Genomic DNA, 11,825 nt, shown 5'->3' with positions numbered 1-11,825 from the left:
GACGTCGTGCGGCGGTCAGCCCAGGAGGTCCAGCACCGGGCGCAGCCCGTCCGGACGCTCGGCCGCCGGCAGATGATCCACGAAGTGCACCGCGCAGCCCAGCGCCGCGGCGCCGCCGTCCGCCCGGCGGTCGTCGCCCACCATCAGCGTGCTGCGGGGATCGGCGTCCAGTGCCTCGCACGCGATCGTGAACAGCCGAGGGTCCGGCTTCTGCACACCGTGCTCGTACGACAGGACGTAGGCGTCGACGTACTGGTCGAGCCCGTGCGCGCGGAACACCGGGCGCAGGTCCCAGCCGATGTTGCTGACGACCCCGACCCGGGACCCGCGCTCGCGCAGGCCGCTCAGCACCTCGCGGGCGTCGGGGTAGGGAGACCAGGCCTCCGGCGTCCTGTGCCGGTCGTACAGGGCGTCGTACAGCACCGGGTCCGGCAGCGTCACCTGACGGGACAGGCCCGTGTACGCGGCCCGGTGCAGCTCGGCGCTCCGGTCCCGGACCTGCCACACCCCGGCCAGCTCCTCGGGCAGGCGGACCGGGGAGGCTCCGCCCGGCAGGGCGCCCGCCGCCTCCAGCGCCCGAGCCTTCGCGGCGAGTTCCGGTTCGGTGAGCACGACGCCCGCGGCGTCGAGCACGGCGCGGAGCCACCGTTCGGTGGACTCGATGCGGAAGAGGGTCCCGGAGAAGTCGAACAGCACGGTGGTCATCAGGAGATTCTAGAAAGCCCCTACGGGGGACGGCTGTTCAGGAAGGGGTCATGTTCCAGGCCTGCGGAAGGTCCGCGTCGCAGAAGACGCAGACGAAGACCTCCTCGCGCACCACGTTGTGCTCCCCGCATCCCTCGCAGCGCCGGAACACCAGGGCGTGGGTGAAGCCGTCGGGCCGGCCGATGCCGGCCCGGTCCAGCGCCGCGGCCACGGCCGGCCAGGAGTCGGGGTCGGGGCAGTAACCGGTGGACTGATTGCTGACCTCCTGCACCCGCGCCCCGCACGGGGTGCGGCGGAAGGAGATCTCGCCCGCGCCGAGCACGTCCTGACCGTCGGCGCAGGCCACGTGCTCGCTGCGGCGGGGCGCGAGCCGCAGCAGCCCGTCGAGGGCGACGACGTAGGTGAACGGCTCCCCGCCGTACTCCGAGGCCGCGCCGCCGACCCGTCCCGCCGCGTCGTCCAGGTCCGCGGCGCTGCGGACCACCCGGCCGCCGCCCCCGTCGACGACCGCCCGGCGCAGCTCCGGCGGACCCACGTAGGAGTACCGCCGTCCCGGCGGCGTCACGGCCGCCACCGCAGCTGTGCCGCGATCGCCAGCGCCACCAGCATCGCCCCGAGCAGCCACCCGCCCAGCACGTCCGAGGGCCAGTGCACACCCAGCCAGATCCGGGTGAGCCCCACACCCGCGACGGACACCGCCGCCACGGCCAGCGCCGCCCGCCACACCACGCGGCCGACGCCCCGGCGGTGCAGCAGCCACAGCAGCAGCCCGAGGACGACGGTGGCGGTCAGGGCGTGGCCCGAGGGGTACGCGGCGTAGTGGGCGGAGTCGACCGGATCGGGCCAGACCGGCCGGGCGCGGCCCACCGCGGCCTTGAGGCCCTGCTGGAGCGCTGTGCCCACGGCGGCCGTGACGACCAGCCATCCCGCCGTCCACCAGTCCCCGTGCCGCCACACCAGCCACACCGCCACGGCAGCCCCCAGCAGTCGCATCGTCACCGGGTCCCAGACCCAGTCGGTGAGAATGCGGCAGGCCTGTGTGACGTCGGGGTCGGCCACGGCCCAGCGATGCGTGATGCGCGAGACGTCGCCGTCGACGGACATCAGGGGACGCCACTCGACGGCGACCAGCACGAGCAGCAGCACGGAGCACAACCCCAGGGCCGCCGCGGCGCCGAGGAACGTGTGCAGGGCCGCGGGACGGGGCGGGGAGTCGAGGGGCGCGTGGTGCATATACAGATCCTCGCCGACCCGTGCGACCGGAAACACGTGCGGGGTGGCCGACACGGGGTCCGGACGGCCCGACCCCGGCGGCGTGACCGACGCACGCGGATCCGGCGGGCACGAGCGTCAGCGGCGTCCGCAGGCGGGCGTCGTGCTGCACCGGCGCCCGCCGTCGCACGGATCACATCGCCAGCAGCATCGCGAGCATGCCGATCCCCATCGACAGCCGGCACGCCCGGACGACTTCGGGCCGGTCGCTCCAGGAGGCGGCGGACGTCCCCGCCCCGGCCGCGGGCAGCAGCCGGACCCCCGACACGAGGACGTATCCGGCGAAGTACAGCGCCAGCACACCTGTCAACAGCGGCACCCCCGCGCCCCCGTGCTCGTGCCCGTGCGCCGGGGCGGGGGAGGCGGCCATCGCGGCGGCCATGTAGACCATGGCCCCGGCGCCGACCACGTGATGGAGGTGGCAGGCGCCCGCCCGGGCCGCCCACAGCGCCCGCAGCGCGGCCGTGCCGAACACCACGGCGTACGCGGGCCAGGCCCAGGCCGGGGGGCTGAACACGGCGGACGGCACGGCCATCGCCGCCATCCCGAAGCCCATCAGAGCCTCGCCGCCCGCGGCCCTGCGCTGTTCCTCGACGCTGCTGCGCATCCGCAGCAGGCAGTAGACCCCGGTCGCCGCGCACAGCGCCACCAGCAGCCAGCCGGGCGAAGCCGGTCCGTGCACGCGCACCTCCCCGCTCGACGTCGGCAATCACCGAATGCGATGCCCGGGCAACGCAGCGCGCACACGGGCGCAAGGGGGTACACGGGGAGCGTCGGGCGGAGCACGGGAGTCGTGGTGACGCCGACGGCCCTGGTCATCTCGGGGTTCGCACGGGACCGGGCCCGGCCCGGCTGGTCGGCGAGCGGCCGACGGACGCCGTACGCTCGCGGCGACGGTACGGCGCCAGGGGCTTCTCCTGGACCGGGACGCGAAGGCGAGAGCGGAGGACGTACGGGGATGACGGGGAAGCAGGGGCGTGCAGCGGCCGGGGACGGAACACCGGAAGGGCCCTCGGCCGGGGAAACGCCGCGGCGGACCCCCGCAGCCGGCGCCCCGTCCGCTCCCGAGGACCGACCGGGCGCCGGTGACCGGTCGGACCGCCCCGGCGGCGACGCCGAAGCCGGGAACGGGAACCGGAAGGCCGGGCCGTCCGGGAGCGGGAACGGAGTGGTGGGCGAGGCCGGGGACGCCGTGCCGCCCGGTAACGGTGACGGAAACGGAAACACGAACGGAAACGGAAACACGAACGGAAACGGAGAGGGAACCGGAGACGGTGGCCCCGAGGTGCGGAACGACACGGTGTCGGCCCTCGTGCGGCAGTGGCAGACCGTCCGGCCGGACCTGGACACGGGACCCATCGAGATCATCGGCCGCGTCAACCGCTGCGCCGCCCTCCTTCAACAGGCCGAGGACGCACCCCTGCGGCGCGCCGGACTGACCCGCCCCGAGTTCGACCTGCTCGGCGCGTTGCGCCGCAGGGACCACGAACTGACCCCCGGTGACCTGGCCCGCGAGACCTTCTCGTCCGGCGCGGCCGTCACCAAGCGCCTCAAGCAGCTCACCGAACGCGGCCTGGTGGAGCGCCGGGGCGACAGCCGCGACCGCCGTGTCGCGCACCTGCGGCTCACCGACGCCGGCCGGGACCTCGTCGACGGCGTCCTGCCCGAGCAGCTCGCCTACGAGAGCGCCGCGCTGTCCGCCATGGACGACGGGCGGCAGGGCGAACTGGCCGATCTGCTGGGGGAGTTGCTCAGCCGGCTGGAGGGGCAGATGCGGTCGCTGGGCGTGTGACCGCGGCTACGGCGTCCGCGCCGGCGGACGGTACGTGACGGACCTCGGCCTAAGGCCCCGGGCCGGACGGCAGCCCGAACGGCGGCAGGAACGGCGGGCCGGAGAGGCGGCCCGCAGGGCTTCATCTGTCGTGTCCGGCCCGGTACACGCCGAACGCCGCGCCCTGGGGGTCGCGCAGCACGGCGATCCGCGGGCCGTCCGGCACGGTGGCCGGCTCCATGAGCGCGGAGCCGCCCGCCCCGGCGGCGGTCCGCGCTGCGGCGTCCACGTCGGCGACCGCGAAGTACGGCAGCCAGTGCGGGGGCACCTCGGGCGGGAACTTGTCGTCCATCCTGATCATGCCGCCGAAGTCCGCGCCGCCGACGCCCCACTGCAGGTAGTCCTCGGACGAGCGGACGGTCCAGCCGAAGACCGTGGTGTAGAAGGTCTCCGCCCGGCCGGGATCACGGGTGAGCAACTCGACCCAGCCGAGCGAGCCGGGCACGTTGAACAGGCCCGCGCCCGAGAAGGACCGCGCCTGCCACAGCTGGAACGCGGCCCCGGACGGGTCGAGGACGACGGCGAACCGGCCCACGTCGAAGACGTCCGTCGGGTCCGTCGCCACGGTGCCGCCGGCCTCCGTGGCCAGCCGGGCGCTGACGTCCGCGTCGGTCACGGCGAACGACACGCTCCAGGCGCAGGGCTGAGCCTCCTGGTGGCGGGGGCTGAGCGCGGCGACGGCCGCTTCGCCGAGGTGGGCGACCGAGTAACCGCCGGCCTCCTGCCGCGGATCCGTCTGCGCGCGCCAGCCGAACAGCTCCGCGTAGAACCGCTTCGCCGCTTCCGGGTCGCCGGTCCCCAGCTCCACCCAGCAGGGCCCGCCCGGCACCGGCGCGTCGAGCTTCATGACGTTCCTCCGAAAAGGTCACCCCCTCAGCACGCTATGCCCCGCCCGGCCGCAAGGCATCCGCTGACCTCATCGCCCCCGCCCCCGCCCCCGCCCCGCCGCCGTCGCCGGACCGGTCCCGGCAGACGCCGTCCCGGGAAGCCGGTCCGGCCCCTCGCCGGGCCTCAGAGGCCCGGCCGGTACCGCATGGGGTGGTCCGCCGGCACCTCCACGAGCACGATCGGGGTTCCGTCCGGGTCCGCGATCCACATCTCGACCAGACCCCAGGGCTCCTTCACCGGCGGCCGCGCGATCTCGACGCCCTTCGACCGCAGCTCGTCGTGCGCCGCAGCGGCGTTTGCGACCTGGAGCCACAGGCGCACGGGAGCGGCCGCGCGCTCGCCCGGCGCCGGCGGGTTCTCGGCGCGGCCCGAGAGCTCCAGGTGGCCGCCGCCGAGGAAGTAGACGGTCCCGCGGTCCGGGCCCGTGCCGAACTCACGGCAGACGGCCAGACCCAGCTGCTCCCCGTAGAAGACACGGGAACGCTCGGGGTCGGTCGGTCGAAGCAGGGTCCTGCTGCTCAGTACGTGCACCATGCGGCGGCAGCCTAGCCGCACGGGGTTAGGCTCGGGCGAGCCCCAGCCCGTGTCAGATACCGGAGACCGCCCGCATGGACACCGCAGCCACCGACCTCGTCTTCCGCACCGCCACCGACGCCGACGTCGACGAGCTGGTCGCGCTCATCGAGTCCGCCTACCGCGGAGACTCCAGCCGGGCCGGATGGACGACGGAGGCGGACATCCTCGACGGGAGGCGCACCGACCCCGAAGGCGTGCGCGCGGTCGTCGCCGCGGCGGACAGCCGGCTGCTCACCGTGGAGCAGGACGGCCGCATCGTCGCCTGCTGTCAGCTGGCCCACCGCGGTGACCACGCCTACTTCGGCATGTTCGCGGTGAGCCCCACGGCGCAGGGCGCCGGCCTCGGCAGGACCGTCATGGCGGAGGCCGAGCGGCAGGCCCGCGAGGACTGGGGCGTCGGCGAGATGCAGATGACGGTGATCTCCGTGCGCGAGGACCTCATCGCCTGGTACGAGCGGCGCGGGTACCGCCGTACCGGACGCATGACCCCGTTCCCGTACGGCGACGAGCGCTTCGGCATTCCGCGGCGCGCCGACCTGCAGTTCGAGCTGCTGGTCAAGCCGCTGGTCTGAGCACCCCCCGGCCCGGGCTCAGCAGGGCCTGCGCTCAGGCGGTGAACCGGCCGGTGCGCCTGATGTCGGGATAGTCGGTGGTCGCGCCGTCCAGCTCCAGGGCGCGCACCAGGCGCAACTGCTCCTGTGTGTTCACCACCCAGCCGATGATCCGCAGGTCGCGTTTGCGCGCCTCCTCGACGATCTCCAGCGTGAGCCGCCGCAGATTGAGGCAGACCGTCGCGGCGCCGGCCGCGACGGCCCGGTCCACGATGTCGAGGCCGTAGCGGCTGCCGATGAGCGCGGTGCGCACCCCGGGCACCAGCCGCGCGATCTCCGCGACGGCCTCGTCGTGGAAGGACGACACCTCCACCCGCCGCACGAGGTCCCGTTCGAGCATCACCTCGGCCAGCGCCCGCGCCGCCTGCACGTCCTTGATCTCGGCCTGGAGCGGCGCCTGTACGACGTCCAGCACCTCCTCGAAGCGCGGGACGCGTTCCCCGCGTCCGGCGTCGAGTGTGCGCAGTTCCGCGAGCGTCTGGTCGGCGATGGGGCCGGTGCCGTCGGTCGTGCGGTCCACCTCGGGATCGTGCATGACCACGAGGGCGCCGTCCTTGCTCAGGTGCAGGTCGAGTTCGATGGCGTCGAGGCCCGCCTGCTCGGCTGCGACGAAGGAACGCAGGGTGTTCTCCGGCTCGACGCCCATGACGCCGCGATGGCCGATGGTGAGGAAGTTCAAGACGCGACTCGCTTCCGACGACGGGGCTGCAGGGGCGGGCCGCGTGGCGGACCCGGGCGGGGTGGGGACCGGTGTGTGCACCGACCTGTTCCCTACCCGCCCTGCTCCGCGGGAAGCCGGCGCCCCTGCGATGCCCACACGCTGACCCTCCGATGCCCGGCAGGAAAAAGTACGGTGAAGGAGTGGTTGGGCAGGATAATTTCCCGAGAGGCCACTTGCTGAAGGAAACCCCATATGCCTACGGTGTGGTGACGCAAGGTTCTTCAGCGAAGGATGGGACATGACGGAAATTCTTGTGCAGGCAGCATCGGAGGAGCAGGTTCCTCCGGCGTCCAGGGTGGTGGAGCACCCGGCGTGGCGCGTGCTCAAGGATGCCGTGGAGCAGGTCCGGCCCTGGCAGTCGAAGGACGGGTCGATCGACTTCTCGGCCGAGGGCGCCCCGGCGCGCGGCGAGGCCGAGCAGGCCGTGCAGCGTGTCATCGAGGCCGTCGAGGAGCTGTCCCCGCTGCTCCCGCACGACGCCGACTACCACCGCGCGCTGGTCAAGGACCTGCGGGTGTGGGCCGACGGAGGCTTCGAGGTGCCGGACTTCCTCGACTCGCTGCTGGCCTTCCAGCCCGCCGCGAACCGCGCGGACGGACTCCAGCACCTGGTCGTCTTCGCCATGTACACGCAGAACGGCAACCCGGACCGCAACCTGGAGGCCGTGGTCCTCCGGATGGTCTGGCCGCAGTGGCTCGCCGAGCTGGAGCGCACCCGCTACGACAACCCGCTGTTCTGTGGCATCACCTTCGAGGACTTCACGTCCGGCTACGACACCAACTCGGCCGTCCTCTTCCCGGAGACCATCGCCGTCCGGGAAGCGCCGGAACGTTTCTCCTGGGGTGGCATCTTCTGCGACCGCGAGGCCGCCCGCTTCCGCCGCGTGACGGACGCCGCCGTCGACATCCTGGGCCTGCAGCTGCCCGAGGACGTCGCCGACATGGTGCACGACCAGAAGCGCTGCGAAGAGGCCTTCGTGCTGTGGGACATGGTGCACGACCGCACCCACAGTCACGGCGACCTGCCCTTCGACCCCTTCATGATCAAGCAGCGCCAGCCGTTCTGGATGTACGGGCTCGAGGAGCTGCGCTGCGACCTCACCGCCTTCAAGGAGGCCGTGAAGCTGCAGGCCGACGGTGTCCCGCAGGCCCGTGACGTGCAGTACGCGGTCCTGTTCGACCGTATGTTCCGCTTCCCGGTCACCGGCGAGCGCGTGCGCAACTACGACGGCCTCGGCGGCCAGCTGCTCTTCGCCTACCTGCACAAGCACGAGGTCGTGCGCTGGACCGACAACCGGCTGCACATCGACTGGGAGCGTGCCCCGCAGGTCACCAACCAGCTGTGCGCCGAGATCGAGACGCTCTACCGCGACGGCATCGACCGCCCCAAGCTGGTCCACTGGTTCGCCGGCTACGAGCTGGTCTCGACCTATCTCGCCCCGCACCCGGGCTCCAAGTGGGCCAAGGGCCCCGACGCCCTCGACCTGACCCAGCCGCCGCGCAGGCTCGTCGATGACGTGCTTCCCGACGAGTTTCCGCTGAGCATGTTCTATGAGGCACTGTCCAAGAAGCTGAAGAACGTGATCGCCTCCACCAAGGGCATCACGGCGGACGGGGCCGAGCGGATCGCCGCGTGAGCGACCTGCGAACGGAGAACACTGCTCCGCGGGACACTGCGGAGCAGCACACTGCTCAGGAGGCGAAGACCATGGGGAACGGGGCTCTCAGCGGTGCGGTGATCGCGGTGGCCGGCGCGGGCGGAGCCGCGGGCCGGGCGACACTGCTCAGGCTCGCCGAGGCCGGCGCGACGGTCGTCGGCGCCGACAACGACCCGGAGCGGCTGGCGGAGGCCGTCGACGCGGCCCGCTACGGGGCCGGGGGCGCGGCCGTCATCGGCGAGCCCGTCGACCTGCTCGACCTGGACTCGACCCGCGACTGGGCGCTGCGCGTCGAGAAGGACTTCGGCCGGATCGACGGCGTGGTGCACCTCGTCGGCGGCTGGCGTGGCAGCGAGACCTTCATCAAGACCAGTCTGGACGACTGGGACTTCCTGGAGCTGCTGCTCATCAAGACCGTGCAGCACACCTCACTCGCCTTCTTCGAGGCCCTCCAGCGCAGCGAGCGCGGCAGGTACGTGCTGATCAGCGCCTCCGGGGCGACCAAGCCCAGCGCGGGCAACGCCGCGTACGCCGCCGCCAAGGCCGCCGCCGAAGCCTGGACCCTCGCGCTCGCCGACGCCTTCCGCAAGGCCGGGGGCGCCGAGGGGCCGACCTCCGCGGCTGCGATCCTGGTGGTCAAGGCGCTGGTGCACGACGCGATGCGCGCCGACCGCCCCAACGCGAAGTTCGCGGGCTTCACGGACGTCAAGGACCTGGCCGAGGCCATCGCCGGCGTCTGGGAGAAGTCCGCCCAGGAAGTGAACGGACAGCGTCTGTGGCTCACCGAGAAGCCGTGAACCCTGCGAAGACCGACGCCCGTCGCCGTCATGACCCCGAGGTCCGCGGCTTCGCCAGCGACAACTACGCCGGGGGCCACCCGGAGGTGATGGCCGCCCTGGCCCTGGCCAACGGCGGCCACCAGGTGGCGTACGGCGAGGACGACTACACGGCGAACCTCCAGCAGATCGTGCGCAGCCACTTCGGGCCCACGGCGGAGGCCTATCCGGTCTTCAACGGCACCGGGGCCAACGTCGTGGCACTCCAGGCGGTCACCGACCGCTGGGGTGCGGTGATCTGCGCCGAGAGCGCCCACATCAACGTGGACGAGGGCGGCGCCCCCGAGCGCATGGGCGGTCTCAAACTGCTCACCGTCCCCACGCCCGACGGCAAGCTCACGCCCGAGCTGATCGACCGGCAGGCCTGGGGATGGGAGGACGAGCACCGGGCGATGCCGCAGGTCGTCTCGATCACCCAGAGCACGGAGCTCGGCACGCTCTACACGCCCGAGGAGATCCGGGCGATCTGCGACCACGCCCACGCGCACGGCATGAAGGTCCACCTCGACGGCTCCCGGATAGCCAACGCGGCCGCCTCCCTGGACGTCCCGATGCGGACGTTCACCAACGCGGTCGGCGTCGACATCCTGTCCCTGGGAGGCACCAAGAACGGCGCGCTGTTCGGCGAGGCCGTCGTGGTCATCGACCAGGGCGCCGTGCGCCGCATGAAGCACCTGCGCAAGCTGTCCATGCAGCTCGCCTCCAAGATGCGCTTCGTGTCGGTGCAGCTGGAGGCCCTGCTCGCCAAGGACCTGTGGCTGCGCAACGCACGCCACGCCAACGAGATGGCGCAGCGCCTCGCGGAGGGCGTGCGGGCCGTGCACGGCGTGGAGATCCTCTACCCGGTGCAGTCCAACGGCGTCTTCGCGCGGCTCCCGCACGACGTGAGCGAGCGGCTGCAGAAGAAGTTCCGGTTCTACTTCTGGGACGAGGCGGCGGGCGACGTGCGGTGGATGTGCGCGTTCGACACGACCGAGGAGGACGTGGACGCGTTCGTCGCGGCCCTGAAGGAGGAGATGGCCAGGTAGACCCTGCCGACGGGCGGCACGGCAGGCGAAGTAACTGCATAGGTATGCGATCACCTGAAAAGTCATTGACGCTCGGGTGATCGTTTTCCTATGCTCTCCAGCCATGGAGCTGATCCAGGACAATCCCGACCTGTCCGCCTACCTGGCTGCCGACGAGGTCATCGACCACGGTCATCCGGTGGTGCGGGCCATCGCCGCCCGCCTCGCGCGAGACGCCGAGGACTCGTATGCCTATGCACGCCTGGCCTTCGAGTATGTGCGCGACGGCATCCCCCATTCCCAGGACGCCCAGGACCTGCGGGTGACCTGGCGCGCCTCGGACGTCCTGGAGCAGCGGACCGGCGTCTGCTACGCCAAGGCGCACGCGCTGGCCGCGCTGCTGCGGGCCGAGGACATCCCGACCGCCCTGTGCTACCAGCGCCTCGTGAGCGACGACGGCGACGGGCACGTCCTGCACGGACTCGTCGCGGTGCGCTTCCACGGGGCGTGGCACCGGCAGGACCCGCGCGGGAACAAGCCCGGCGTGGACGCGCGGTTCTCCCTGGACGGGGAACGGCTGGCCTTCCACGCCGACGCCGGGGCGGGCGAGACGGACTGCCCCGGCCTCTACGCCTCGCCGCATCCGGTCGTCCTCGAAGCGCTGCGCACGGCTGCCGACCGGCCGAGCCTGTGGAGGAGCCTGCCCGCCGCGCTGTGAGGCCCGTCGGCGTTCGCCGCCGCGCGCGTGGTCCGCTCCCCGGGACATGCGTCGGCCCTCTCCGCGGAGAGGGCCGACGTCTTCGGAAAGGGGAGGACTCAGCTCGCCTCGGCGGCGCGCACCTGCTCCGGAGTGGGCGCGGTGCCACCGAGATGGGCCGGCATCCACCAGGTGTCGTTCGCGTCCTTGGGGCGCACCGGGTAGGCGCGCTGCGCGGCCTCCAGCAGCTCCTGGACCCGCTCGCGCAGCTGACGGGTCAGGGCGCCCGCGTACTTGTCGCGGGAGGCCTCGACGGCCTCGCCGACGCGGATGGTGATCGGGGTGTGGCTGCGCTTGAAGTTGCGCGGTTGGCCCTTGGTCCACAGTCGCTGCGTGCCCCACAGGGCCACCGGGATGAGCGGGACCCCCGCCTCCTGGGCCATCCGGGCCGCGCCCGACTTGAAGCTCTTCAGCGTGAAGGACTGGGAGATGGTCGCCTCGGGGAAGACGCCCACGATCTCCCCGGAGCGCAGCGACTCCAGTGCGTGCTGGTACGCCGTCTCACCCTGGTTGCGGTCCACCGGGATGTGCTTCATGCCGCGCATCAGCGGACCGGAGATCCGGTGGCGGAAGACGGACTCCTTCGCCATGAAGCGGACGAGGCGTTTCTGCGGGAGGGCGGCCAGGCCGTCGAAGATGAAGTCGAGGTAGCTGATGTGGTTGCTCACCAGCACGGCTCCACCCGAGCGCGGGATGTTCTCCGACCCCTTGCAGTCGATCTTGAGATCCCAGACCTTGAACAACGTCTGGGCGAGGCCGACGACGGGGCGGTAGACGAGCTCTGCCATGGGTGGGGCGGACCCTTCCTTCTCTTCTCCGAGGAGACGTCCTACGGCGAAGTTACGCTGCCGTAGGTTTGCGGCATCTCGCAGATCGTGCCCCAAGAACGGCCGGGGAGCCAGTCCTGGTGCCCGGGAACGGCGAGATCCTCGTCACGTCAACCTATTTGATCCACCTCGGGCTT

The 11,825-nt window shown here is 72.2% G+C and carries 14 protein-coding genes; 6 read left to right on the top strand and 8 right to left on the bottom strand.

The features are described 5' to 3' along the window. Positions 1-15: 15 nt before the first annotated feature. From ACH4ZA_RS26485 to ACH4ZA_RS26470, 4 genes are all read right to left on the bottom strand, one after another. Positions 16-705, bottom strand: a complete 690-nt coding sequence (locus ACH4ZA_RS26485) for an HAD family hydrolase (RefSeq protein ID WP_398431966.1) — start codon at positions 703-705, stop codon at positions 16-18. A gap of 37 nt (positions 706-742) precedes the next feature. Next, positions 743-1,279 (bottom strand): hypothetical protein, encoded by a 537-nt coding sequence (locus tag ACH4ZA_RS26480; RefSeq protein WP_398431965.1) that lies wholly within the window; start codon positions 1,277-1,279, stop codon positions 743-745. Continuing rightward, the gene (locus ACH4ZA_RS26475; RefSeq protein WP_398431964.1) at positions 1,267-1,938 is read right to left on the bottom strand and encodes a phosphatase PAP2 family protein; all 672 of its coding nucleotides are present in this window, start codon (positions 1,936-1,938) and stop codon (positions 1,267-1,269) included. The genes ACH4ZA_RS26480 and ACH4ZA_RS26475 overlap by 13 nt, the downstream gene beginning before the upstream one ends. Positions 1,939-2,110: 172 nt before the next feature. Next, a complete protein-coding gene (locus tag ACH4ZA_RS26470; RefSeq protein WP_398431963.1) occupies positions 2,111-2,659 on the bottom strand; it encodes a DUF5134 domain-containing protein in 549 nt (182 codons plus the stop codon). Positions 2,660-3,262: 603 nt separating this feature from the next. Here ACH4ZA_RS26470 and ACH4ZA_RS26465 point away from each other — a divergent pair. After that, positions 3,263-3,769: a MarR family winged helix-turn-helix transcriptional regulator gene (locus ACH4ZA_RS26465; protein ID WP_398431962.1), complete on the top strand. Its 507-nt coding sequence runs from the start codon at positions 3,263-3,265 to the stop codon at positions 3,767-3,769. A gap of 121 nt (positions 3,770-3,890) precedes the next feature. On the opposite strand, the gene ACH4ZA_RS26460 is transcribed toward ACH4ZA_RS26465, so the two are convergent. Further along, positions 3,891-4,655, bottom strand: a complete 765-nt coding sequence (locus ACH4ZA_RS26460) for a VOC family protein (protein ID WP_398431961.1) — start codon at positions 4,653-4,655, stop codon at positions 3,891-3,893. A gap of 164 nt (positions 4,656-4,819) precedes the next feature. Next, on the bottom strand, positions 4,820-5,230 hold the full coding sequence (locus tag ACH4ZA_RS26455; RefSeq protein ID WP_398431960.1) for a VOC family protein: 411 nt from the start codon (positions 5,228-5,230) through the stop codon (positions 4,820-4,822). A 74-nt stretch (positions 5,231-5,304) separates the two neighbouring features. On the opposite strand from ACH4ZA_RS26455, the gene ACH4ZA_RS26450 reads away from it, so the two are divergent. Continuing rightward, a complete protein-coding gene (locus ACH4ZA_RS26450) occupies positions 5,305-5,844 on the top strand; it encodes a GNAT family N-acetyltransferase (RefSeq protein ID WP_398431959.1) in 540 nt (179 codons plus the stop codon). A gap of 34 nt (positions 5,845-5,878) precedes the next feature. Here ACH4ZA_RS26450 and ACH4ZA_RS26445 read toward each other — a convergent pair whose 3' ends face one another. Then, a complete protein-coding gene (locus ACH4ZA_RS26445; protein WP_398431958.1) occupies positions 5,879-6,562 on the bottom strand; it encodes a glycerophosphodiester phosphodiesterase in 684 nt (227 codons plus the stop codon). 280 nt (positions 6,563-6,842) lie between these two features. Here ACH4ZA_RS26445 and ACH4ZA_RS26440 point away from each other — a divergent pair, with 280 nt between their 5' ends. From ACH4ZA_RS26440 to ACH4ZA_RS26425, 4 genes are all read left to right on the top strand, one after another. Then, positions 6,843-8,240, top strand: coding sequence for a DUF6421 family protein (locus tag ACH4ZA_RS26440; protein ID WP_398431957.1), 1,398 nt, complete (start codon positions 6,843-6,845; stop codon positions 8,238-8,240). A 71-nt stretch (positions 8,241-8,311) separates the two neighbouring features. Continuing rightward, positions 8,312-9,058 (top strand): SDR family NAD(P)-dependent oxidoreductase, encoded by a 747-nt coding sequence (locus ACH4ZA_RS26435; RefSeq protein ID WP_398431956.1) that lies wholly within the window; start codon positions 8,312-8,314, stop codon positions 9,056-9,058. Next, positions 9,055-10,125: a threonine aldolase family protein gene (locus tag ACH4ZA_RS26430; RefSeq protein ID WP_398431955.1), complete on the top strand. Its 1,071-nt coding sequence runs from the start codon at positions 9,055-9,057 to the stop codon at positions 10,123-10,125. Before ACH4ZA_RS26435 ends, ACH4ZA_RS26430 begins: the two co-directional genes overlap by 4 nt. A 103-nt stretch (positions 10,126-10,228) precedes the next feature. Further along, entirely contained in the window at positions 10,229-10,822 is a 594-nt protein-coding gene (locus tag ACH4ZA_RS26425; RefSeq protein ID WP_398431954.1) for a transglutaminase domain-containing protein, read from the top strand. A 98-nt stretch (positions 10,823-10,920) separates the two neighbouring features. On the opposite strand, the gene ACH4ZA_RS26420 is transcribed toward ACH4ZA_RS26425, so the two are convergent. Further along, positions 10,921-11,649, bottom strand: a complete 729-nt coding sequence (locus ACH4ZA_RS26420; protein ID WP_398431952.1) for a lysophospholipid acyltransferase family protein — start codon at positions 11,647-11,649, stop codon at positions 10,921-10,923. Between the last annotated feature and the right edge of the window lie 176 nt (positions 11,650-11,825).

The organism is Streptomyces sp. NPDC020597 (genome assembly GCF_044335095.1).
Taxonomy (GTDB): domain Bacteria; phylum Actinomycetota; class Actinomycetes; order Streptomycetales; family Streptomycetaceae; genus Streptomyces.
This window is presented reverse-complemented; position numbering and strand designations above follow the sequence as displayed.